General features: G+C 28.5%; 23 protein-coding genes and 1 pseudogene. 5 read left to right on the top strand and 19 right to left on the bottom strand.

Annotated elements, in window-relative coordinates; translation table 11 throughout:
• Nucleotide 1: 1 nt before the first annotated feature.
• Genes pglE through EL235_RS06245 form a run of 10 tightly spaced genes read right to left on the bottom strand, consistent with a single transcriptional unit; the run spans nucleotide 2 to nucleotide 11,276 of the window.
• Complete coding sequence (pglE, locus tag EL235_RS06290) at nucleotides 2-1,162, bottom strand: UDP-N-acetylbacillosamine transaminase (protein ID WP_126341059.1); 1,161 nt, start codon at nucleotides 1,160-1,162, stop codon at nucleotides 2-4.
• Nucleotides 1,159-1,755 (bottom strand): UDP-N-acetylbacillosamine N-acetyltransferase, encoded by a 597-nt coding sequence (pglD, locus tag EL235_RS06285; RefSeq protein WP_126341058.1) that lies wholly within the window; start codon nucleotides 1,753-1,755, stop codon nucleotides 1,159-1,161. The genes pglE and pglD overlap by 4 nt, the downstream gene beginning before the upstream one ends.
• Nucleotides 1,742-2,344: an undecaprenyl phosphate N,N'-diacetylbacillosamine 1-phosphate transferase gene (pglC, locus tag EL235_RS06280; RefSeq protein WP_126341057.1), complete on the bottom strand. Its 603-nt coding sequence runs from the start codon at nucleotides 2,342-2,344 to the stop codon at nucleotides 1,742-1,744. Before pglC ends, pglD begins: the two co-directional genes overlap by 14 nt.
• Nucleotides 2,337-3,464: a N,N'-diacetylbacillosaminyl-diphospho-undecaprenol alpha-1,3-N-acetylgalactosaminyltransferase gene (pglA, locus tag EL235_RS06275; RefSeq protein ID WP_126341056.1), complete on the bottom strand. Its 1,128-nt coding sequence runs from the start codon at nucleotides 3,462-3,464 to the stop codon at nucleotides 2,337-2,339. Before pglA ends, pglC begins: the two co-directional genes overlap by 8 nt.
• Nucleotides 3,461-5,599 (bottom strand): undecaprenyl-diphosphooligosaccharide--protein glycotransferase, encoded by a 2,139-nt coding sequence (gene pglB / locus EL235_RS06270; protein ID WP_126341055.1) that lies wholly within the window; start codon nucleotides 5,597-5,599, stop codon nucleotides 3,461-3,463. The genes pglA and pglB overlap by 4 nt, the downstream gene beginning before the upstream one ends.
• 1 nt (nucleotide 5,600) lies before the next feature.
• Nucleotides 5,601-6,701, bottom strand: coding sequence for an N-acetylgalactosamine-N,N'-diacetylbacillosaminyl-diphospho-undecaprenol 4-alpha-N-acetylgalactosaminyltransferase (pglJ, locus tag EL235_RS06265; protein WP_114640579.1), 1,101 nt, complete (start codon nucleotides 6,699-6,701; stop codon nucleotides 5,601-5,603).
• Between the two features lies 1 nt (nucleotide 6,702).
• Complete coding sequence (gene pglH, locus EL235_RS06260) at nucleotides 6,703-7,767, bottom strand: GalNAc-alpha-(1->4)-GalNAc-alpha-(1->3)-diNAcBac-PP-undecaprenol alpha-1,4-N-acetyl-D-galactosaminyltransferase (protein WP_126341054.1); 1,065 nt, start codon at nucleotides 7,765-7,767, stop codon at nucleotides 6,703-6,705.
• Nucleotides 7,764-9,458 (bottom strand): BC-type lipopolysaccharide transporter PglK, encoded by a 1,695-nt coding sequence (gene pglK / locus EL235_RS06255; RefSeq protein WP_126341053.1) that lies wholly within the window; start codon nucleotides 9,456-9,458, stop codon nucleotides 7,764-7,766. Before pglK ends, pglH begins: the two co-directional genes overlap by 4 nt.
• The gene (gene galE, locus EL235_RS06250) at nucleotides 9,452-10,438 is read right to left on the bottom strand and encodes a UDP-glucose 4-epimerase GalE (RefSeq protein WP_039626879.1); all 987 of its coding nucleotides are present in this window, start codon (nucleotides 10,436-10,438) and stop codon (nucleotides 9,452-9,454) included. The genes pglK and galE overlap by 7 nt, the downstream gene beginning before the upstream one ends.
• Nucleotides 10,439-10,496: 58 nt before the next feature.
• Entirely contained in the window at nucleotides 10,497-11,276 is a 780-nt protein-coding gene (locus EL235_RS06245; protein WP_126341052.1) for a 3'-5' exonuclease, read from the bottom strand.
• Between the two features lie 66 nt (nucleotides 11,277-11,342).
• Between EL235_RS06245 and waaC the strand changes: the two genes are divergently transcribed.
• The 4 genes and pseudogenes from waaC (at nucleotide 11,343) to EL235_RS06225 (ending at nucleotide 15,964) form a co-directional block, all read left to right on the top strand.
• On the top strand, nucleotides 11,343-12,362 hold the full coding sequence (waaC, locus tag EL235_RS06240) for a lipopolysaccharide heptosyltransferase I (protein ID WP_126341051.1): 1,020 nt from the start codon (nucleotides 11,343-11,345) through the stop codon (nucleotides 12,360-12,362).
• Entirely contained in the window at nucleotides 12,359-13,231 is an 873-nt protein-coding gene (locus EL235_RS06235) for a lipid A biosynthesis lauroyl acyltransferase (RefSeq protein WP_126341050.1), read from the top strand. The genes waaC and EL235_RS06235 overlap by 4 nt, the downstream gene beginning before the upstream one ends.
• Before the next feature lie 8 nt (nucleotides 13,232-13,239).
• A complete protein-coding gene (locus tag EL235_RS06230) occupies nucleotides 13,240-14,787 on the top strand; it encodes a glycosyltransferase family 2 protein (protein WP_126341049.1) in 1,548 nt (515 codons plus the stop codon).
• A 3-nt stretch (nucleotides 14,788-14,790) separates the two neighbouring features.
• A pseudogene (locus EL235_RS06225) lies at nucleotides 14,791-15,964 on the top strand (glycosyltransferase family 2 protein).
• Here EL235_RS06225 and EL235_RS06220 read toward each other — a convergent pair.
• A complete protein-coding gene (locus tag EL235_RS06220; RefSeq protein ID WP_126341048.1) occupies nucleotides 15,948-16,943 on the bottom strand; it encodes a capsular polysaccharide synthesis protein in 996 nt (331 codons plus the stop codon). The pseudogene EL235_RS06225 and the gene EL235_RS06220 overlap by 17 nt on opposite strands.
• A 59-nt stretch (nucleotides 16,944-17,002) precedes the next feature.
• Between EL235_RS06220 and EL235_RS06215 the strand changes: the two genes are divergently transcribed.
• On the top strand, nucleotides 17,003-18,184 hold the full coding sequence (locus tag EL235_RS06215; RefSeq protein WP_126341047.1) for a glycosyltransferase family 2 protein: 1,182 nt from the start codon (nucleotides 17,003-17,005) through the stop codon (nucleotides 18,182-18,184).
• Here the strand turns inward: EL235_RS06215 and EL235_RS06210 are convergent.
• From EL235_RS06210 to rfbA, 8 genes are read right to left on the bottom strand one after another with little or no spacing between them, the layout of a single operon-like run.
• On the bottom strand, nucleotides 18,165-19,250 hold the full coding sequence (locus tag EL235_RS06210; RefSeq protein ID WP_126341046.1) for a DegT/DnrJ/EryC1/StrS family aminotransferase: 1,086 nt from the start codon (nucleotides 19,248-19,250) through the stop codon (nucleotides 18,165-18,167). The genes EL235_RS06215 and EL235_RS06210 overlap by 20 nt on opposite strands.
• Before the next feature lie 4 nt (nucleotides 19,251-19,254).
• A complete protein-coding gene (locus EL235_RS06205) occupies nucleotides 19,255-20,319 on the bottom strand; it encodes a glycosyltransferase family 2 protein (RefSeq protein ID WP_126341199.1) in 1,065 nt (354 codons plus the stop codon).
• On the bottom strand, nucleotides 20,312-21,319 hold the full coding sequence (locus EL235_RS06200; RefSeq protein ID WP_126341045.1) for a glycosyltransferase family 2 protein: 1,008 nt from the start codon (nucleotides 21,317-21,319) through the stop codon (nucleotides 20,312-20,314). The genes EL235_RS06205 and EL235_RS06200 overlap by 8 nt, the downstream gene beginning before the upstream one ends.
• A gap of 22 nt (nucleotides 21,320-21,341) precedes the next feature.
• The gene (locus EL235_RS06195) at nucleotides 21,342-21,791 is read right to left on the bottom strand and encodes an N-acetyltransferase (RefSeq protein WP_126341044.1); all 450 of its coding nucleotides are present in this window, start codon (nucleotides 21,789-21,791) and stop codon (nucleotides 21,342-21,344) included.
• The gene (locus EL235_RS06190; RefSeq protein ID WP_126341043.1) at nucleotides 21,788-22,183 is read right to left on the bottom strand and encodes a sugar 3,4-ketoisomerase; all 396 of its coding nucleotides are present in this window, start codon (nucleotides 22,181-22,183) and stop codon (nucleotides 21,788-21,790) included. Before EL235_RS06190 ends, EL235_RS06195 begins: the two co-directional genes overlap by 4 nt.
• Before the next feature lie 2 nt (nucleotides 22,184-22,185).
• A complete protein-coding gene (locus tag EL235_RS06185) occupies nucleotides 22,186-22,764 on the bottom strand; it encodes an acyltransferase (RefSeq protein ID WP_126341042.1) in 579 nt (192 codons plus the stop codon).
• Nucleotides 22,761-23,795, bottom strand: a complete 1,035-nt coding sequence (rfbB, locus tag EL235_RS06180; protein ID WP_126341041.1) for a dTDP-glucose 4,6-dehydratase — start codon at nucleotides 23,793-23,795, stop codon at nucleotides 22,761-22,763. Before rfbB ends, EL235_RS06185 begins: the two co-directional genes overlap by 4 nt.
• Nucleotides 23,796-24,671 (bottom strand): glucose-1-phosphate thymidylyltransferase RfbA, encoded by an 876-nt coding sequence (gene rfbA, locus EL235_RS06175; RefSeq protein ID WP_126341040.1) that lies wholly within the window; start codon nucleotides 24,669-24,671, stop codon nucleotides 23,796-23,798.
• Between the last annotated feature and the right edge of the window lie 12 nt (nucleotides 24,672-24,683).

Genomic DNA, 24,683 nt, shown 5'->3' with positions numbered 1-24,683 from the left:
TTTAGTCCTTTAAGGTGTTTAAGATTAAAGTAGAAACTTCCTCTACATCAGCTTTACTCATAGTAGTTGCACTTGGAAGACAAATTCCATTGCTAAAGAAAAACTCACTATTACCATTTAAGTAAGCATCGCAGCCTTTGTAAAGCTCTTGTAAATGCATTGGTTTCCAAAGCGGACGACTTTCGATTTTATTATCTTTTAGAACCTGCATGATTTCTAAAATTTTATCTTGAATTTGAACATTCTTATTTTCACATATACAATGTTTTTCATAAGTATTAAGTTTATTTAAATCAAAATCAAGTAAAGCAGTGCTTAACCAGCGATTTGACTTGGTATTTTCAAGCTCATCTAAAAAAGTAAAGGTGCCACTTAAAAATTCTTTATACCAGCTATAAATTTCACGCTTTTTACTTACTCTTTCTTCTAAAACTTCCATTTGAGCAGTGCCGATTGCACCTAAGATATTGCTCATTCTATAATTATAGCCATATTCTTTATGCTCATAATGAAGGCAATTTTCTCTAGCTTGAGTGCTATAAAATCTTGCTTTTTCAAGATTGGCATGATTTTCACTTACAAGCATGCCACCACCACCTGTTGTGATGATTTTATTACCATTAAAAGAATATACTCCAAAATCCCCAAAAGTACCTAAAGCTTTATTTTTGTAAAAACTCCCCAAAGCTTCAGCGGCATCTTCGATTAAAAAAACCTCATTTTCTTTACAAATTTGGACAATCTCATCCATTTTAGAAGCATTGCCATAAAGGTGTGTTAAAATGAGAGCTTTTGGCTTTTTAGGGCTTTCTTTGATAGCTTTTTTTAATAAATTTACATCTAAATTATAAGTTTCATCACAATCAATAAACACAGGCGTAGCATTCATGTAAGAAATGGGTGCTACTGAAGCAATAAAAGTAAAACTTGAAGCTAGAACTATATCGCCTTCTTTGATACCCAAAACTCTTAAAGCTAAATGAATAGCTGCAGTGGCTGCATTTAGAGCAAGTGCGTTAGAACTTTTTGTATAATCTTTAATACTTTGTTCTAAGGCATTGACAAACTCACCTAAAGGTGCTATATAATTACTTTCAAAAGCTTTATGTATGTATTCTAATTCTTTTCCGCTCATATGTGGTGCTGATAGAAAAAATCTCATTTTACCTCCTTAATTTTCTTAGCAGGAACTCCAGCATAAATACCTTTAGAAGTTAAGTTTTTAACCACAACTGCTCCCGCACCTAAAGTTATATCATCATTTAAACTCATACAAGGAATAACACTTGAATTAACTCCCAAAAAACAACGTTTTCCTATTTTTACATTTCCTGTTAGTTTAGCTCCAACGCTAATATGGCTAAACTCATCTACAAAACACTCATGCTCAATCACACAAGCAGTATTTAAAATCACACCTTTTGCAATGCTAGCTTTAGCATTAACTACGACATTTGGCATGATTAATACACCCTCATCATCTAAAAAAGCACTTGAGCTAATAATAGCACTTTTGTGTATCAAATTTACTAATCTAAATCCATCTTCTTTTGCTTTTTTGAAAAGTTTTTCTCTAATAGAGTTTGCACCAATAGCAATAAACATATCGTGTTTTTCTAAGTTGGGGTGATATTTTAAGCTTTTATTATCATCTAAAAAGATGATTTTTTCATATCCTAAATTTCTAGCTACATCAGCACAGACTAAACCATGCCCACTAGAACCATATATATAAATACTTTTAGTTATGTCCATTGAATTTATCCGTTGTAGCTACTCCTTCTTTATTAACCCCACTTCTTTTTAGAACTTTAATAATGGTCATAAAAAAGATTTTAAGATCAAATAAAAAAGAGCAATTTTGCACATATTCTACATCATATTTAAATTTTTGCTTCCAAGAAATAGCATTGCGTCCATTAATCTGTGCCCAACCTGTAATGCCTGGTCTTACATCGTGGCGTTTTTTTTGCTCTTGATTATATAAGGGCAAGTATTCTACAAGTAAAGGTCTTGGGCCTATGAAGCTCATATCGCCTTTTAATACATTAAAAAGCTGTGGTAATTCATCTAAACTCAAACTTCTAACTAGCTTACCAAAGGGCTTTAGGCGTAATTCATCAGGAAGTAATTCTCCATTTTCATCGGTTTCATCACTCATAGTTTTAAATTTATAAATATAAAAAATTTTTTCATTTAATCCTGGCCTTGCTTGTTTAAAAAGCACACTTCCTTGAACGATTTTTAAAACAATACCTATAAGCACTATAAAGGGTAAAAAAATAATCAATAAAATCAAAGCCAAAAAAAAGTCAAAAACACGCTTTAAACCATTTTTATACATTTGTAAAACCCCTATAAAAATCAAGATATTTCAAAGCTATGATATTTTCATCATAATTTTGCGCTCTAAGAAAAGCATTTTGCGCCAAAGTATTTTTTAGTTTTTCATTTTCTAATAAAACTGCGATTTTTTCGGCTAAATCTTTACTATCTTTGCATTTGAAAATTAAACCATCTATGGCATTATCCACTGCCTCAATGCAACCTTCAGCATCACTTACCACACATGCTTTTTTACAAGCTTGTGCTTCTAAAACCGTTCTTGGATAGCCTTCTTTATAGCTTGGTAAAACAAAAATATCGCATAAATTTAATAAATGTGCAATATCACTTCTTGCACCAAGATAAAAAACATCATTTGAGTTTAAAAATTCTAATGGTGCGCAAGATTTATTATCATCCCTTCCACCTACCAAAACAAAATTTGCCTTATCTTTTAAAATTTGGCTTGCTTCATAAAATTCTTTAATACCTTTATGCCAAAGTGCTCTTGAGATCATTAAAACGATAGGTTTATCAGGCATATTGTGTTCTTTTAAAAAAGCTTGTTTTTCTTCTGTGCTAATTTTTAAAGGTAAAAATTGTTTTAAATTTAGCCCTACGGATTTGATGATTTTGATTTTTTCTTCTTTTAAGCCTAAATTTTTCATAAATAAAGCATTGCTTTCATTGACAAAAATAAAACCATTAGCAAGTTTAAAAGAAATTTTATAAAGTAAATTAATACTCATTCTTACTAATTTGCTTTTAAAATCATCATCTATATAAAAACTTCCTAAGCCCTCAACCAAACCAAAAGTATATTTAATGCCCGCCATTTTAGCTGCTATAATACCTGTTGTATTGCTTTTGTGAGCGCTTGTTTGTAAAAGATCTAAATTTAAACTTTTGAGTGTGTTTTTTAAACTAAGTAGATTTTTAAAAACAATCAAAGGATTAACACTTGATCTAGCTAAATCATAAAAGCAAACCTTATAACCTAGCTCTTGTAATTTAATAGCAAAATCATCTTTTGGAGTGATGATTATAACTTCATGGTTATTTTTTTCTAAAGCTTTAATGAGTGCAAGACGAAAATAATACACGCTCATTGCACTATGGGTTAAAATTCCTATTTTCATCTTTTTAGCCTATAAATTTTTGCTCTTGCATCATTAGTGACTTGTTCAAATAAATCTTGATCATATTGATTTAATAAAAACATTTGTATATAAGTGCTATTATAAAGACTTTCATCTAAAATCACAAAGCTTTTGTATTCTCTTAAAAAGAGTAAATAAATTTGAGCTTTTGAGTCAATTTCATTGTAATAAAATTTGCCATTAGTGATGGATTCTATATCCACAAAAGCTTTTAAAGGTATACTTGCACCTTCTACTTTTAAGGCTCTAAAATCATTAATAATTTCCACTCCATTATCAAGCATAACAGAACCTGTGGTTTTATCTTGAGCTATGGCATTAGCTTGGGAGAAAAATAAACTTTTTTCTTGCTCTCCATTGTCAGGATTTGTATTTGCAAATTGTGCTACCACAGGCATGATACGCAACATTCTATAAGGCATGTAAATATATACATCTCTAGTTTTATTGGTATCAAATTTAAAATCTTTATCATTTAAACTTTCTAAAAAATCTTTAGCACTTGTTTGGTTATAATCTTTAACCATAGCTTTTAAAACATCAGGATAGTTTTCCTTGAAAGATTTTTCAGTGTATTCTACGCTAAGTCTTGCCATGTTAGCTGCTGGAATTTGTTCTTTACTTAAGACAAAAGATGAGAAAAAATTATCTTTTCCTAGGTGTTTTCCACCATCGATTAGGGTTTTTACATCACTATAATAGCGTATTGGGTAACCATAATCCCACCAAGCAACGACATAATCTTCTCTTTGAGCTTTATTTTTTAAATCATTTAAAATACTAGCTTCATAAGAAGTAAAAACAGTAGAGGATTTATAATAATAAATATGCATCAAAGCAGGGCTTATACTAAAAAATGCAATGAGTATGAGTAAGATATTTTTATTTCTTAGACTAAGTTTGATTTGTTTTTTTTCTAAAAAATTAAAAAATATATATAAAAAATACCCAAAACCCAAAGCCATCACAGGAACTGCATAAATGGTAAATCTAAGCCCAGCTCTTAAAGCCATAAAACCTAGTGCAAGCATAGGTAGAGCTAAAAGCATGCTTTTATGATCCTTACAAAGTAAGATAAAACCTATAAAAGAAAGGATAAATACTAAAACACTAGAGCTAATTCTTTGCATAAATACTTCAGGATCGATAGTATTTACTTCCATAATAGTTTCATTAACATTAAAATACATAAAGGCAGCATCTTTTAAATTTTGCACATCAGAAGCTTTAAAAACATAAAATTTAAGTTGATATAAAACAGGATCTAAGCCACCACTTAAATGTAAAATCAAAATGCTAACAAAAATCAAAGCCCAAATCATATAAAAATTGATTTTTTCTTCTTTAAAGGCAAAAATAGCAAATAATAATACAATCAAAGCAAGTTTATATTGCCATGCTAGCATACTTAAAGCTATGATCATCAAAGCAATAGCTAGATAAAAAATCTTTTCTTTTCTATGAAACACTAAAGTATAAAGTCCAAAAAGTCCTATCATAGCAAAATTTAAAGAATAACTTGATGGATACCACCACAAATAAATCATAATAAAAATCGGACTTAAAAGTAGGGTGAAAATGTCTTTATTAATAGTTAAGCGTATAAAGGTAAGCAAAATAAGCATTGGTAAAACTAACACTAGCATATCTGTATCATAATACCCACTCATAGTGCGGTTATAATAACTATTTGCAATGCTTCCAAGTAAAGCTGCTATAAAGCCATAGGTAGTGAGTTTATACTCTCTTGCGATTAATATAATAGGCACAACAATCAAAGAAGCAAAAAAAGTACTCATGTATAAAATAATACTTTCAAAGCTAAAAGGTAAAATACTATAAAGCCAATAAGTCAAAGTAGAAAGTGAGCTTCCAAAATAAGATAAGTCATTAGGTTGATGAAAACCTGCTATCATATCTCTTGCACCTTCTGCAAAAGCATAGCCATCGTTAGTGGTAATCATAAGTTGATCGTTAAAGAAAAACTCATAAAACTCACTTGCCCAAGCCACCCAGTATAATCTACACAAAACACTAAAAGCAAAGGCTATAAGGATTAAAATACAAGTATATTTTATAGAATTATTATCAGTAAAATTTTGTTGTAGTTTCATTTTATGCCTTGTTGAAAAATTCAAATAATTGCTTTGCTATGCTAATTTTATCAAATTCTTTTGCACGCAAAAAAGCCTTTTGTCTATATGAAGCTTTTAATGCTTCATCATTGCACATTTTTTCTAAGCCTTCTTGCATGGCTTTTTCATCATCTACTTTTACTAAAAGTCCAAACTCATCATCTAAAAATAACTCTCTTGCGCCACTTTTATGATCAGTACAAAGCACGGCAGTATTACAAGCTAAGCACTCGATTAAAACATTAGAAAAGCCTTCAAAACTTGAAGCAAAAGCAAAAAAATCACATTTGCTCATGTATTTATAAGGATTTTTATCAAAACCTAGTAAAAAGACTTTGTCTTTTAAATTTAAAGTTTCTATTAAAGCTAAAAGCTCATCTTTTAAAACACCCTCGCCTAAAATGACTAATTTTAAATCAGTTTTAACTTTTGCATAAGCTCTTATAAGCATAGCATGATTTTTACCATGATCAAGTCTACCAACGCTTAATATAAAAGGATCTTTAAAGTCTATTTCTTCTTTAGATTTTTCTATAATGTTTTCTAAGTCTATGGCATTGTATAAAATATCACATTTTTTTGCTTCTATGTTGAAATTTTGTATTAAATCTTCTTTATTTCCTATAGAATTTGCTAAGATTAAATCTGCTTTGTTATAAAGTTTTTTAATAAGAAATTTATTGATAAAAGAATTTAGATTATTATGCTTGTAAATCACACTTGGAGTGGTGCATTCATTGATAATAAGGGTTGATTTAAGTCCTAGGGATTTTGCCATTAATGCAATATAATTAGGTCTGTTTAATAATACAAATTGTAAATTGATTTTTAAATCTTCACAAAGTTTTTTGTATTTCATAGCTAGTAAGGGTAGTTTTAAAAATTTAGCTAAGTTACTTTCGCTTGGACTTGATTTTTCAAGGTAGTGGATATTAACTTCAGGAATATCATAGGATATTTTATCATTCATTAAAATCAAATGTACTTCATATTTTAAATTTAACACAGGTAATAGCGTAGATACAACCCTTTCAGCACCACCACTTCCTAAAGAATAAATAAAAATTGCTAGTTTTTTCATGTTAAACCCTTACTTCTTTGATTAAATCAAGCCATTTTTGTGCTACATTGGCCACTTCATAATCTTTACATCGCTGTTGTGCATTAAGCACTAGTGTTTTTCTTAAATTTTCATCTTGCATTAAAAGGGTGAGTTTTTCACTTAAAGCTTTTTCATCATCTAAATCTACTAAAAATCCATCTTTTTCATCATCAATTAAATCTTTATGGCCACTTGTGTATTTAGTGCTAATGCGCGCTACTTGGTAATATAAACTTTCAAGCAAAACCGTTGGCAAGCCTTCTATGAAAGAGCAAAGACAGATTATTTTTGCTTTTTTATAAAGTTCTTGCATATTTTCAACTTTACCTAAAAAATTAATCTTGATATTTAAATTCTTAGCTTCTTGTTCTAAATCTTGTCTTAATTCTCCATCGCCTGCTATGAAAAAACTGTATTGATTTTGTAAATTTGTATCTAGTTTTGCTATGGCTTTTAAAAACATAGAAGCATTTTTATTATGATCAAGTCTGCCTACGAAAATGACATTATTTTCTTTTTCTAAATTTTCTTTAATAGGGCTAAAATGACAAGGATTTGGCATATTGATAACTTTTTTAACAAAGTTTTCATAGTAATTTTTATCATCATTGCTTAGCACGGTTAGAGCATTTGCATGAGGAAAACTTATACGGCGTAAAAACTTCCAAATTTTAGATTTTAAATAAGTATAAGAGCTATGCTCACTAATGATTAAAGGTGTATTAGAACCTTTATTTGCCCAAATACAAGCGATATTAGTGGTATCTAAAAATGAGATAAAAACATCACTTTTATGCTCTTTAAGTGCTTGTTTTAAGGCTTTGAATTTTTTAATGCGTGAAGCTATTTTATTATAAAGAGTGGAAAAGTCAAACTGCTTTAGGGTAAAAAGTTTGATTTTTGGATCAAGCTTGTAAAAAGAGCCTTCTTTGTGAAATTTGATAATATTTATTTCATGATTTTTGCAAAGTTCATTAGCCAAAGTAACTAAAACCCTTTCAGCACCACCTGAATTTAAAGTAGCTATAATGAAAGTGATTTTCATACTTGTTCCTTTAAATGCCCATGATTTACTTCAAATACTCTATCACAACCTTGTATAGTTGAGAGCCTATGGGCTATGATGATGAGGGTTTTATCTTTTGAAATTTTATAGATTTCTTCCATGATTTTTGCTTCGCTTTCTTGATCAAGAGCGCTAGTTGCTTCATCTAAAACTAAAATTTCAGGTTGTTGGTAAAGTGCTCTTGCTATGGCTATTCTTTGTCTTTGACCCCCACTTAAAAACGAACCTGAATCACCCACCTTAGTATGCACCCCATCTTCAAGTGAATTTACAAAGCTTTCAAGATTAGCTTGCTTGATTACCTTATATAAAAGAGCTTCATCTACTTCTTCTCCAAAGCTAATATTTTTAGCAATAGAATCATTAAAAAGATAAATTTGTTGAGGTATGTAGCCAATTTTACTTCTAAAACTTTTTATATTGCTCTCATCAAGCTTAATTCCATCTACAAAAATAGCTCCATCGCTTGGTTTTAAAAGCCCTATAATAAGATCAACTAAAGTACTTTTACCACTTCCACTTTTACCTATAAAAGCGATTTTTTCATTTTTCTTAAGCTCAAAATTTAAATTTTTAAATAAATTTTTCTTACCCTTATAAGCAAAGAAAAGATTTTTCAAAACGATTTTTTCTTTAAATTCAATATTTTCATCGCCTAGCTTTTCTTCTTTTTCATTAAGCATGTTATAAATAATATCTAAAGAGTTTTTATAATATGTGATTTCATTATAACTTGTGATGATACGATTAGCACTTGGCATAAGTCTATAAAGAGCTACTACGAAAATGGTAATAGTTGCCAAGATAGATGAAATATCACTTTCGTATCTTAAAACTAAATACACCACAATAAAGCAAAGCATACAAAAACCTATACCTTCAAGGTAAATTCTAGGGATGCTTGACATGCTTTCATTGCTAATGTTTGCTTTAGCAAAAAGCCCACTTTGAAGTTCATAAAGCTTTTGTGTACTTTGTTCTTTAGTTTTGAGTTTGATGATTTTAAGATTGTTTAAATTTGCATTTAAAATTTCAAAATAATTTTTCATCGCTTCTTCTCTAGCTATGGAAGCTTTTTTTACTAAGGGCGAGAGGATTTTGATCAAAATAAAAGCATTTAAAAGCAAAAAAGCACTTAAAGCTAGGGTGATTTTATAGTTGATAATTAGCAATAAAGTATAAAGCAAAAACACCACAAAACTTTCACTTAGCATAAGTAAAAATGCACTAATTAAAGTACTTAAATGAAATACTTCTTGAGTGATGGTTTTTAAAAGTTCTGATTGATTTTTATTAGTAAAATTTTCATATTCAAGGTGTAAGTATTTATCAAAAATACGACAAGCAAGGCTGTGATAACGCCCTTTAGAAAAACGCGCAAGCAAATGAAAATAAAAGGCATTTAAAAAGGCTCTAAAAATATAAAAGGCGATTAATATACAGCCAAAATAAGCAATAATCTTATAACTTGGTAAGTTTAAATACTCATATGTAGGTTGAAAATAGGAGCTTTTTTCTAAAAGCTCAAAATTACTCGCTACCGATACAAAAGGCATGATTAAAGAAATGGCAAAGCTTTCTATAAATCCTATAAAAATAGAAAAAATTAGCAAAGCAAATAAAAATTTCTTATCATGAGCATTGAGTATGAAAAAAAGTTTTTTTAACACTGTTTTTCCCACTCATAAGCGCTTTTGCAGATTAATTCTAAATCATCATATTTTGGTTTCCAGTTGGTTAGGGTTTTGATTTTATCCGCATTTGAAATAAGCACAGAAGGATCTCCAGCTCTTTTTGGTGCAAGTTCTACTGTGAAATCCACCCCGCTTACTTTTTTCATAGTTTCAATAACTTCTTTTACGCTAAAGCCATGTCCATAGCCTACATTGAAAATATTACTTTCATTGTTTTCTAAGTATTCTAAAGCAGCTAAATGCGCACTTGAAATATCATCAACATGGATAAAATCTCTAATGCAAGTGCCATCTTTAGTATTATAATCATCGCCAAAAATATAAAGCTTTTCTCTTTTTCCTGTGGCTACTTCAGCAGCAACCTTGATAAGCAAAGTAGCTTTTGGATAGCGTTGACCTATAGGATAACTCATGCAAGCACCTGCTACATTGAAGTATCTTAAAATGCAGTATTTAAATTCAGGATTTGCCATATTAGCATCTTGTAGGACTTTTTCACTCATAAGCTTGCTTTGTCCATAAGGATTAATCGGTGCTAATGGACTTTGCTCATCTACGATAGGAGTTTGTGGCTCTCCGTAAGTAGCTGCGGTTGAAGAAAAAATGAATTTTTTCACACCTGTTTCTAAGCAAGTTTGGATTAGATTACTTGTATTTGCGGTATTGTTCATATAGTATTTTAAAGGATTTTCCATACTTTCAGGAACTTCAATGCTAGCTGCAAAATGCACAATCGCATCAAATTTTTCTTCTTTGAAAAGTTTTTTAATCCCAGCATAATCGCTTAAATCTTGCTCAAAAAACTTAAAAGGTCTGATTTTAGAAAGTTCATCTAAGCTTTTTTTACTGCCTTTTGAAAGATTATCTAATACACAAATTTCATGATTTGTTTCTAAAAATTGTTTTAAAGTATGAGAGCCTATGTATCCTGCGCCACCGGTGATTAAAATTTTCATTTTTATCCTTTTTGTGATATTTAATAATAGTTATTTTAATATACTTTTCTTAATTAATTTAAAACTTGCTCTTTTCTTTTTCTATGGCTTCTAAAAATGGCTTTTGATAGCTTTTATCACTATGTTTTTGCAAAAGCTCTTCTTTGAAATTTTCTAAAATATTAAGATAATCTTCTTGGGTTAAATTAGCTTTGATGAGTTCGTATTTTAAAAATAACATATAGGTGTTTAGCACATCACTCTCGCAATACTCGTGAATTTTTTCTAATTTGTTTTGATAAAAAAGTTCTAATACTTCATTTCCATGTACATCATACTTTCCAGGAAGTCCTGCCATAGCACAAAGTGTGTCAAGTCTTAAGCCTTTTTGGCCAAAACTTCCTAAAGATTCTAATAAATCACAATGTTTATTTTCTACAAATTTACTTTTGTAGTTATTCCATTTATCGCTTGCATCTAAATAAGCACTTGCGTTGATATTGTATTTTAATGCTCTTATAACAAGCAAAGGCATATCATAGCTTTTGCCATTAAAACTTACAAGGCGGGGTTGGTGCTTGTCTATGAAGTTAAAAAACTCTTCTAGCATTTGTTTTTCATTGTCGCCTTTGATTTTATTGACTTTGATGAAATTTCCAAATTTATCTGCAATCACTGCACAAATGCTTACAACTTTATGAAAAGGCAGGGGTAAAAACTCGCTTCCACTTTCTTCTTTTTGTTTTTCTAAAGCTTGCTTGCTAATGTTTAAATCATCGCCATTAAAATCATAAAGATGTTTTATCAATTCTACATCAGGAATGCTCTCACAATCAAAAACGCAAATATATTCTTGCATGATAAACCTTTTTTTAAAAAAATCTTTGTTAAAATCATAACAGAAAATTTAAAAATAAAGTAGCACATGAAAATAGGTTTGGTTAAGTTATCCGCACTTGGAGATATCATCCATGCGGTGATTGTTTTGCAATTTATTAAAAAGCACTATCCTAAGGCGAGTATTGATTGGTTTGTAGATGCAAGATTTGCAGGATTGTTGCAAGATCATCCAATGATCAATGAAGTATATGCCCTGCCTTTAAAAGATAGAAAATTCAAAGAAGTTTTTGCTATGCTTTTTGAAGCTAGGCAAAATAAATATGATGTTGTGATTGATTTGCAAGGTTTGATTAAATCTGCTTTAGTAAGTAAATTTTTATGTGCTAATACCTTTGGTTTTGATCAAGAAAGTATCAAAGAGGGTTTTGCGAGCAATTTTTATACACATAAATTTGCGTGTAATTATGAAGAAAATATTATTGTACGTAATCTTTCTTTGGTAGCTTATGTATTAAATGAGCATTTTGATCATAGCGACATAGAGTTAAAACAAAGCTGTTTTAGCGTAGATGATGAGTTAAAAGAAAGCTTAGAACAAAGGCTTTCTTTAAGTGAAAGTGCACCAAATATACTCATACATGTAGGCTCATCTATGCCTAATAAAATTTATCCAAAAGAGCGTTTGATACTACTTTGCAGAATGCTTTTAGAGTATTTTACTAGTGCAAAAATCATGCTTGGTTGGGGTAATGTTAATGAGTTTAATTTTGCTAAAGATGTAGTTTTAAATTTAAAGCATTTGAAAATAGAACTTGCGCCAAAATTAAGCTTAAGTGAGCTTTGTGCTTTAACTAAGGCAAGTGATTTGATTATCGGAAATGATAGCGGGCCCACTCATTTAGCCTTTGCACTAAACAAGCCTTCTATAACGATTTTTGGTGCTACTCCTAGTCAAAGAAATGCTTATGAAACAAATATCAATAAAACAATCAATGCGGGTAAAAAAATACTGCATTCAAAGCATATAGATAAAAGTGATTTTTGTATACAAAATATCGATGAAAAAGATATTTTTAAACTTGCTTGTGAGCTTTTAGAAAAATGATAAATTATGTATATCTAAGCCTTTTTTACATGTTAAAAGTTCTTGTGAAAATTTTACCTTCAAAGCTTTTGAACTCTTTTGCAAATTTGGTTGCTTTAATCACTTATAGGCTTAATCACAAACATCGTAAAATCATTGACACAAACTTAAAAATTTGCTTTCCTGAAAAAGATCAAAAATGGCGTGATGAAACTAGTCTTAATATCTATAAAAATTTTGCTAAATTTGGGATTGATTTTATCAAAAATCAAAATGCAAGCAAAGAAGAAATCATCAATAAAATTTGCTTTGATGATGAGGAGCAAATTTTAAATATAATGCAAAGTAAAAGACCCTTGATTGTAACTACGGCTCATTATGGTAACTGGGAACTTTTGGCTTTATCTTTTGGGGCTAAATTTCAAGGAATTTCCATAGTTGGAAGAGCGCTTGATAGTGTGATAATGGATAAAATTTTAAGTAAAAATCGCACGCAATTTAATATAGAACTTATAGAAAAAAAAGGCGGCCTTAAAAAAATGCTAAAAGCCTTAAAAGAAGGCAGATCGCTTGGAATTTTAACCGATCAAGATGCGGTAGATGGTGAAAGTGTAAAAATACAATATTTTAACCAAGAAGTAAATTTTATAGCAGGTGCAAGTGTGCTTGCTAAAAAAACAAATGCTATGATTTTACCTTGTTTTGTGTATCAAAAAGATGAGAAATTTTTTGTAAAAACTTTTAAGGCTTTAGACGCAAGTAAGGCAAGTGTAGAAGAGCTTACTAAGTATCAAGCAAAGTGTTGTGAAGAGATGATTAAATTTAAACCTGATGAATATTTTTTCTTTCATAAGAGATTTAAAAGATACAATCATGAATTATATTTATAGGATATAAAATGGATTTAAAGCAAATTAGTGTGATAATGATTGTTAAAAATGCTCAAAAAACCTTAAAAACTTGCTTGGAATCTTTGCAAGAATTTGGCGAGATAGTTTTAATAGAAAATGATAGCAATGATGATACTTTGAAAATTGCTTATGAATTTAGTAAAAACTATAAAAATATCAAGATTTATCAGCATAAATTTATAGGTTTTGGACCTTTGAAAAATTTAGCCATAAGTTATGCTAGTAATGATTGGATTTTTAATATTGACGCAGATGAACTTGCTAAGAAAGAATTTTTACAAGAATTAGGGCAGATTGAGCCTAATAAAGAAGATATTATAGCCTTACCAAGAGAAAATTTATACAATGGAGAGTGGATTAAAGCTTGTGGATGGTGGCCTGATCATGTAATGCGGGTGTTTAATAAAACCCATACTAGTTTTAATGAAAATTTGGTACATGAGAGTTTGATTTTATATGAAGATAGCAAAAAGATTAAGTTGCAAAATGGCTTGAAACATTTTGCTTTTGATGATATCGATGATTTATTAGATAAGCTTCAAAAATATTCCAAGCTTTGGGCTTTGCAAAATTTACATAAAGAAAGTAATGTTTGCAAGGCATTGCTAAGAGGAATTTGGACTTTTTTTAGAAATTATGTTTTAAAAAAAGGAATTTTCTATGGTTATAAAGGCTTTATCATAAGTACTTGTAATGGACTTGGAGCTTTTTTTAAATATATGAAATTGTATGAACTTAAAAAGCAAAAGCCAAAAACTTGTGCTTTGATTATCACTACTTATAATCAAAAAGAAAGGCTTGCTTTAGTGCTTGATAGCGTTAAAAATTTAGAGCCTTTACCAGATGAGGTTTTAATAGCTGATGATGGAAGCAGGGAAGATACAGCCAAGCTTATACAAGCTTATCAAAAAGATTTTCCTTGTAAGTTAGAGCATATTTGGCAAAAAGATGAGGGATTTCGTGCTGCGGCAAGTCGCAATAAGGCAATTAATGCCTCTAATAGCGAATATATCATCTTAATCGATGGGGATATGATTTTAGAAAAAAACTTCATTAATGATCATTTAAAATTTGCTAGCTTAAAGACTATTTTGCAAGGCTCAAGAACTATTTTAAATGAAAAAGAAAGCAAAGAACTTTTAAGAAAAAATGATTTTAGTTTGGCATTTGATAAAAAAGGTTTTAAAAATAAAAGAAATATTTTTTTAGCCAAATGTGTATATAAATTTTCAAAATTAACTAAGAAATTTTTTAAAAAATCACAACTTGTTAAAGGTAGTAAAACTTGCAATATGAGTTTTTATAAAAGTGATTTTGAAGCCATTGAGGGATTTAATGAAAAATTTATAGGTTGGGGTAGGGAAGATAGTGAGTTTGTAGCCAGATTTTTATTTAATGATGGAGTGTTTAAAAGACTTAAATTTAGCGCTCTAGCTTATCATATCTATCATGAAGAAAATAGCAAAAATATGCTTGAAATCAATCATCAAATTTATCTTGAAACTATAAAAAATAAAAAAACAACTTGGAGATAAAGCATGAAAAAAGTAGGCGTAGTAATCCCCATATACAATGTAGAAAAATATCTAAAAGAATGTTTAGATAGTGTAATCAATCAAACTTATACTAACTTAGAAATCATACTAGTAAATGATGGCAGTACAGATGAAAACTCACTCAATATTGCAAAAGAATACACTTTAAAAGATAAAAGAATTACTCTTTTTGATAAAAAAAATGGTGGTTTAAGCAGTGCTAGAAATACAGGTATAGAATTTTTTTATGGAGAATATGAAATACAATATATTGAAAAAGAAAATGAATTAAATATTTTTAAGATTGTTGGCGATAATCCACAAAATATTTATAAAATTTATAAGTATAAAAATGCTTTAGCGAGTGATAAGCTAGAAATTCCAAAGATTGATTATATTATTTTTTTAGATTCTGATAATTATTGGGAGTTAAACTGCATAGAAGAATGCGTCGCGAGAATGCAAAATGTAGATGTATTGTGGTTTGACCATGCTTGTATTTATGATGATGGTATAGAAGATAAGGGTCAAAAAACAAGGATGAATGTATTTAATTTTACTCAAGAATGCACTATTACTCCAAGAGACTATGCTAAGCAGGCTATAAAAGTAGGTTCGAGGGATATTTCATTTAGTTGGGGTGGTATGATAGATTTTTCATTTTTAAAACAATTAAAACTTAAATTTATCAACAAAATCATCAATGAAGATATTCATTTTGGCATGGTTTTGTTTGCGAGTGCTGATAGTATCTATATTTTACCAAAAAGATTGTACTTATGCCGTTTGAGGGCAAATAGTATATCAAATCATGATAAAAAAGTTACAAAGGCAAATGTGTCAGAATATTTTAAAGACTTGTATGAATTTTTTGGAGAAAATGCTAAAGAGGCAAAAAACTATTTAAAAGCAGCAAGTAGGATGATAACAGCTTTGGAGTTGATAGAATTTTTTAAAGATCAAAAAAGTGAAAATTCTCAAGCCATAAAAGAGGCTTTTTTGCCTTTTTATGTAAAAAAGGCTTTGATGATTAAAAAATTTAAAAAAGATCCTTTAAATTTAAAGGAAAAATTACCTATAATAAAACCTTTTATCCAGACAAAAATCCCTTACGATCTTTGGAAAATTTGCCAAAAAATAAAAGGTATTTTTAGATAAAATCAACTTTGCAAGATGATTTTATCTATCATTGAATCTTTTTTTATAGATTTAAAATGTGTGAGTTTGTGTAAAAAACTTTGTTTTTGAATTTCTTCCCAAAGAGTTGAATTAAATTTTTCTTTGGCGCTAAATTGCAATAAATGACATTCTATATCGCTCATGTTTTTATAAGTATCATTTATAAAGCCATGTTCTTTTAAAAGTTCAAAGATAATTTGAAAAGTAAAATAATAAAAGTTATTAGAATTTTTCTCATTTGACCAATAGTATATAAGTATGTCTTTCATAGCTTGGATATTTTTATGATGAGATTTTGAGACTATAAAACTATTTAGTATTTTAACCTTAAAATCATCATTCCAGTTAAAATATCCGTAAGAAAAATATCCACTTTTGATAAATTCTTTCAATTTTTCTTTACCAGGTTTTATTTTTGACCTTTCAAAAGTAAAAAAGTCTTTATCATAAAGTTCACTAGGAATTTTAGAGCTTAAAAATATACTTGCATCACACCATATGCCACCATAAGTTGCAAGCAAGCATACTCTTAAAAGATCTGAAAAAAAAGTTATAGTTTTTTCTCCAAAAAAATTATTTTCTAATTTTTCTATAACGTATGGTGGAAAATCAAGGTAATCTTTTATATTATCTTTATCTAAAATGATGATTGTGTAATCATCTTTCATTTGATTTTGCACTGAATTGAAACATTGCTGTATCATAGGTGAAGCTTGATTTTTACCTTGGTACCAAAATTGCCAAATGATTTTATCGTTTTTAAAATGATGTTTTTTTTCAAAATCAAAATGAGGAATTTTTCCTTCTAAAAAAGGATTGATATAGTTGTTTAAAAGATAATTAGCTACTTTAGGGTGTTCTAACTTATATTGGATATGATTTCTTAATTTTCTTCTTGTTGATTTTATGGGTATAAATGAGCTTAATTTTTTTGTTAGATTATTATAAAGCAAATGGTTGTTTTGATATATTTGCATAATAAATTCCTAAAAAGTTTTTTTGATATAATATCAAAAATAATCAAGGTTATGCATATATGAAAACCATCGGCGTAGTAATCCCCATATACAATGTAGAAAAATATCTAAAAGAATGTTTAGATAGTGTAATCAATCAAACTTATACTAACTTAGAAATCATACTAGTAAATGATGGCAGCACGGATGAAAACTCACTCAATATTGCAAAAGAATACACTTTAAAAGATAAAAGAATCACTCTTTTTGATAAAAAAAATGGTGGACAAAGCACAGCAAGAAATGTAGGTATAGAATATTTTAGCGGAGAATATAAACTCAAAAACAAAACCCAAACTATAAAAGAAAATTCTTTAATAGAATTTAATATAGAGGATAATAATCCTTATGAAATATATACTGTATATAAAAGCTATAAAGCTTTTAATGATGAACAAGATTTAACAAGCTTTACTTATCCTATTATAGATTATATTATCTTTTTAGATTCTGATGATTATTGGGAATTAAACTGCATAGAAGAATGTGTACCTAGAATGGATGGGGTAGATGTGGTTTGGTTTGATGAGGCAAAATACTATGAAATATCTTGTAAAAATCAAAGTCAAAGTAGTAGGCTAAAAGACATTAATATAAAACAAGAAAAAAAGATTACTTCGTTAGAATGGTTGCGATATTTAGCAAGAAGCAAGATGAAAGATTTTTCTTTTGTTTGTTCGGGTATGATAAATTTTAACCACATAAAAAATAAAAAAATAAAATTTAAAGATGGTATTTTTGCTGAAGATCATTTATTTGGAATTTTGCTTTTTTCGCAAGCTAAAAATATTTATGTTTACCCTAAAGTATTTTATTATTACAGAATTCGAACAAATTCATCAACAAATCAAGATAAGATAATTATTAAAGATAACATACTTCCTCATTTTAGGAATATATTAGATGCTTTTAATGGAGATGCATTTTTAGCAAAGGAATATTTTAGATATTCTAGTTGGGTGTTAATAGCCTTAGAGTTAATTAATTTTATTAGTTGTTACCCAGATAAAACAATTTCTTTATTTTTAAAAAAAGTGATTTTATATTTTTATATTAAAAATGCATTTAAGATTTGTAGTTTTAATAAAGATCCTTTAAAGGTAAAAGGAAAAGTTAATATATTAAAGGCCTATAAGAAAACAAAAATTCAATACATGTTTTTAAGACTATATTTAAAATATTTTAAAGCTCCCATTTGTTAAGAATCTTTATTATTTCTAAAATTTCATCTTGTGTCATCACAGGTGAAATTGGTATTGATAACACTTCATTGTGAATTTGTTCGGTTATAGGTAATGAAAGATTATTGAAATCTTTATAGCATTCTTGTTTATGCGGTGGTATAGGGTAATGGATGATTGTTTGTATATTGTTTTCGTTGAGGTATTTTTGTAGTTTATCTCTAAATTTGGTTCTTATGACAAATAAATGCCATACATGATCGATGTCTATTTTAGGTAAAATGATATTTTCATTTTTTATATTTTTCATGTAATAATCAGCTATTTCTTTTCTTTTTTGATTGTCACTGTCTAGATGTTTTAATTTAATATCTAAAATTCCAGCTTGTAATTCATCAAGTCTTGAATTTAAACCTGCGTATAAATTTTCGTATTTTTTATGAGAACCATAGTTTGCTAAAGCTCGTATTTTACTAGCTAATAAATCATCATTTGTTGTAATACAACCCGCATCACCCAAAGCACCTAAATTTTTTCCAGGGTAAAATGAAAACCCTGCTGCATCACCCAAACTACCAACTTTTTTTCCTTTAAAATTTGCCCCATGAGCTTGTGCACAATCTTCTATGATTTTAAGATTGTATTTTTTTGCTAAAGCATATATTGGCTCCATATTACAAACTTGTCCATAAAGATGAACCACCATGATAGCTTTTGTTTTGTTTGTGATTTTTTCTTCGATTGATTTTGCATCTATATTATAAGTATTTATATCAGGCTCTATTAAAATCGGCTTGCAAAGATTATCAGTTATAGCTAATATAGAAGCAATGTAAGTATTTGCAGGAACTATGATTTCATCGTTTTTGTTAAATTCATAAGCTTTGATGATAATTCTTAATGCATCAAGACCATTTGCAACACCTATGCAGTGTTTTACGCCACAATATTGTGCAAAATTTGTTTCAAAATTTGCACATTGCTTTCCAAGTATATACCAACCACTATTAATAACTTCATTTATTTTATCTTTTATTTTATCTTCAAATCTTGCGTTAATTTTGTGTAGATCTAAAAAACTAATCATATCATCATCCTAGCAATAAAATACATATAAACATCAAAGTAATTATACTTAAAAATACAAGAGAATAATTAAAAAGCTTTTTATATTTTCTATATTTTTTCTCTACTCTATCATCATCACACAGGATAGATAAGGAGAGTAAATCTTTAAAGGTAAAATTATACTTTTCTAAAAGAATTTTAACATTGTTTTTATCGTTATAAAAATGTATTATTTTATGATAACCCCAATATTTTCTAGTTTTTTCTTGAGATTCTATCGCCATTCTTCCAAGAAAAAACTCTATGGTATTTTCAAAAGGCTTGATTTTTAATTTTTTAATTTCATCTTTGAAAATTTCTTTTAAAAATTCTATATCTTGAATTTTTAGAAATGAATCCATTAAAAGTTCTATCTCTAAATTTTCTCTAGCTTTTGTGGAAGCATTAGGTGTGCTTATATTTGCTTCATTGGCTCGAATTCTGTATTTTACTAAAGTTTCTTTTAAAAAATGGATCTTAGCTTTTTGAGCAAGTAGGCTTATATGCATTTGAGTATCTTGGTGATTGCATAGTGCATTTGGTAAAGGATAGATTTTTTTAAATACTTCTTTTTTTACAGCCATCCCTGGAGAAAAAAAGCAATTCCCTTTAAAAAATAAATGCCTCAAAGCTTCAAGATTTGATCTTTGAGTGATAAAATTTTTTGAAATTTCTATGTTTTCATCGTTTATAATACTCATGCTAGGATATATTACATCTACTTCTAAAGAGTTGAAAATTTGATGAATTTTTTCTAAAGCATTTTTTTCCAGCATATCATCACTAGCGCAAAATACTATATAATCTCCACTTGAATTTTCAAAAGTGGTATTTAAAGCCCCATTTATACCTTGGTTAAAATCATGCTTTATGAGTTTTATTCTTGGATCTTGAAATTTTTGAATTTCTTTTGCGCTGTCATCACTTGAGCAGTCATCTACTATAATAAGTTCAAAATTTTCAAAGCTTTGCTCTAAAATACTTTGTATAAAATATTTAATATATTTTTCATGGTTAAAACAAGGTGTTAAAATCGATACTTTATTGATCATTTTTTAATTTTTTATAGTAAAATTTTAAATAATGAAAAAGAACAATAGATTTACCAAATTTATCCTTTTCTTTTCTGACGAAATAATCTGCAAATATTCTATATGGCTCTATAAGATTTAAATTTTCATTTAAATACATCTCGATTAATTTTTGTTCTTGTTTACTGAAGTTGTTTTTGTTAATTAAATATTCTTCTTGCATGTTATAGAATTGTTTTATTCTGAGTTGATTAATTTTACGAATAGTTTTTGAATCGAATTTCCATTTTTTTGCTAATTTTTCAACCATATACAGTGTTTTATGAATATTAAATTTTCTAGGTTTTAACTTATGAGTTATGCTTTCATTGATTTGATGGTAAATATATATACCATTTTTTGCAAAGGCTATTTTTTTAGAATTAAGAAGAAATTCTCTAACAGAATACTCATCTCCACTAATACCTTCTTCATAAAAACCTAGCTTTTTAACAATTTCAGTCCTATAAAATGCAAAAGTAGCTATATCCCAATTAATGCTTAGTTTAAATGCTTCTGTACCAGTTAGAATTTTATCTTCACTATCTGGAATATTTTTAATTCCGCAATACATATAGTTTTTATCTTGATTTTCTTGAAAAAAAATCAATGATCTAGGAATAATAGCATCTATGGAATGATTTTGCAAGGTTAATTCGTTATATCTTGAAATGAAATCACTTAATAAAACATCATTTATCTCATCGTCATGTCCTAATAAAAAAATAAAATCTCCAGTAGCATGTTTTAATGCTAGGTTTAATGCGGGTGCAGCCATACCGCTATTGTTTTTTTTAAATACTTTTATTCTTGAATCTTGATTAGTAAAATTAATTAAAAGATTATAGGTGTCATCGGTTGATCCATCATCTATGCATATCAATTCCCAATTCTTATAATCTTGTTTTAAAACAGAAGTAATACTTCTATCTAGATATTTTGAAGAATTGTAACAAGGCATAAGAATTGAGATTTTCATTGTTTTTTAATTCCTTCTTTTTTTATTTTGAATAGAATTGATTAATTTTACAATAATATTTAGAATTATCATTAATATTTTTTGTAACGATAGAACCTGCTCCAATCATAGCATTTTCCCCTATAGTAACTCCAGGTAAAATAGTAGCATTTGCTCCAATGCTAGCACCTTTTTTAATAATAGTTTTTAAAAATTCTTTAGGATATTGCTTTGATTTTGGATATTTATCATTGCAAAATGTCACATTAGGTCCTATAAATACATTATCTTCTATTTCTATACCATCCCAAATTTGCACCCCGCATTTTATGGTAACATTGTTACCAATTTTTACATTATTTTCTATAAAACAATGTGAACATATATTGCAATTATCTCCAATAATAGCATTTGGTAAAACTACACAAAACTGCCATATGTTTGTATTAACTCCTATGTTTTTACTTTGCACATCTGATAAAGAATGTATCACTTTGCAACCTTTAAAAATTCATCATAGTTATAAATATATTCATTTTTATCATAGTAAGTATTAGCTAGTACTAATAAAATGCAGTCTTTTGAAAAATCATACATTTGTTTCCACAACATTTTATCTAAAAACAATCCTTGTTTTGGATTGTTTAGTAAAAAAATATTTTGTTTGTTACCATCGTCAATTTTTATCTTGCACTCTCCTTTTAGAGCAATAAAAAAGAATTGAGAATTTATGTTTGCGTGATTACCTCTAACGGTATTTTTTGGTACGTCAAAAATATAAAAAATTCTTTTTATTTCAAAAGGACAGTTGATATTCTTTTCACATGCTATTAATGTTGATTTTTTATCGTTGAAATATTCCAAGTCTATAAGTTTAAAAGTCATCTTTAATCCTCTTGAGATATGATTTTAATTAGTTTAGCAGGATTTCCACCTATTAAGGAATTTTCTTTAAACGATTTTGTAACTACGCTTGAATTTGCAACAACACAACCTTTTCCTAACTTAACTCCTTTTAGTATTGTTACATTATTTCCTACAAAACAGTCATCACCAATTATAATATCTGCACTTAAAATTTTTTCTGGATTATTACGATTATTAATAGTAATACCATGAAAATCTGAATTAATTGCTGAAAAATTTGTTCCTATTAAACACCTTTCGCCAATAATAATTTTATGCTTATAAGAAATTAAACTAAAATTATTATTGAGGTATGTATCTCTTTTTATAATGCATAAACCCAAGTCTCTAACATCTATATGATTATAGCAAGAATAAAAATGTGGCGATGGAAAATATCCTAAATTAACATTTTTTTCTATATTAATTTGCCCCATATTAAAACTTTGAAATAATGTTGGAGAATTTATTTTAAATTTACCCTTTATATGTATATTTGACAAAACATATCGATAGAATAATATTCGGCATTTTTGATAAAATTTACCAATAAAGATCATTGAGCGTCCTTATATTTTTCTATATACCATTTTATAGTTTTTTTCAAGCCACTCTCAAAACTTTCTTTTGGTTTCCATTGTAGAGTATTTTTAAGCTTGCTTGAATCTATAGCATATCTTCTATCATGCCCAGCTCTATCTTTTACAAAAGAAATTTGTTCTTTGTATGAGTGTTGTTTTGGTAAAATTGTATCTAAAAATGAGCAAATTTTATAAGCTATGTCTATATTTTGCCATTCTTCGTTTCCGCCTATATTGAATGTATCAAAAAAAGTGTTTTTAGAATTTTTTAAAGCATAGTGTAAAATTTGCTCTATAGCTTCGCAATGATCTTGTACAAAAAGCCAATCTCGGATATTTTTACCATCTCCATATATTGGGATAGAGTTGTCATTTAATGCGTTTCTTATGATGGTTGGTATGAGTTTTTCATCGTGTTGATTTGGGCCATAGTTGTTAGAACAATTTGAGATTATAGTATTTAATCCATAAGTATGATGGTAACTTCTTACGAGCATATCTGAGCTTGCTTTAGAAGCAGAATAAGGCGAATTTGGAGCATATGGTGTTTTTTCTGTGAAATAACCATCTTCTCCAAGACTTCCAAAAACCTCATCTGTGCTAATATGATAAAAAAGAGTTTTGTTAAATTTTGGATTTTTCACAAATGGCTCTAAAAACCAATGTTTATAGGCATTGTGTAAAAGATTAAAAGTTCCATTGATGTTGGTTTTTATAAAAATATCAGGATTTTGTATGGAATTATCTACATGTGATTCTGCTGCAAAATGAATAACTATATTAATAGAATGTTTTTGAAAAATATCACAGACTAGATGTTGATCACAAATATCTCCCTTGTAAAAAGTATAGTTAGGATGATTGCTACTTGCTTGAAGGTTTTGTAAATTTGCTGCGTAAGTTAATAAATCAAGATTGATGATTTTATCTTTTGGATGATGTTGTAAATAATGATTTATAAAATTACTCCCTATAAAACCCGCTCCACCGGTAATTAAGATATTATTCATTTAAAAACCTTGTAAAATTTTTTGAAGATAGCTTCCATAGCCACTTTTTTCTAATAATTTAGCTCGTTTTAAAAGCTTAGTCTCATCAATCCACCCATTTCTAAAGGCTATTTCTTCTAAGCAGGCTATTTTATAACCTTGTCTTAATTCTATTGTTTGCACAAAAGAACTTGCTTCTATGAGACTATCATGTGTTCCGGTATCAACCCAAGCAAAACCCCTTCCTAGAATTTGAGATTTTAGTTTTTTTAGTTTTAAATATTCTATATTTACATCAGTTATCTCTAGTTCGCCTCTTTGACTTGGTTTGATATTTTTAGCTATGTCTATAGCCTGATTATCATAAAAATATAATCCTGTAACAGCATAGTTGCTTTTAGGTTGCTGAGGTTTTTCTTCTATGCTTAAAACTTCTCCATTTTTAGAAATTTCTGCTACCCCAAAACGCTCTGGATCTTTTACATGATATGAAAATATACTTGCATAATGTTTTTTTGCATCTTCTTTTGCGGTTTTAAGTATATCTGTAAAGCCTTGTCCGTAGAAGATATTATCTCCTAAAATTAAAGCTATGTCATCATTTTTTATAAAATCACTAGCAAGTATTAAGCCTTGTGCTAATCCTTCAGGTTTTTCTTGAATACAATAGGATATATCCATCCCAAGCCATGATCCATCTTGAAAAAGTTCTTGAAATTTTACTATGTCTTTTGGTGTAGATATAATTAAAACTTCTTGAATTTGAGCAAGCATTAACACCGAAAGTGGATAATAAATCATAGGTTTATCATAGATTGGAAGTAATTGTTTACATAAAGTTAAAGTACTAGGATATAGTCTTGTTCCAGAGCCACCTGCAAGTATAATTCCTTTCATGTCTTTCCTTAG

Source organism: Campylobacter lari (assembly GCF_900638335.1).
Lineage (GTDB): Bacteria > Campylobacterota > Campylobacteria > Campylobacterales > Campylobacteraceae > Campylobacter_D > Campylobacter_D lari_E.
Note: the sequence above shows the minus strand (reverse complement) of the source record. Positions and strands in the feature narration are given on the sequence as shown.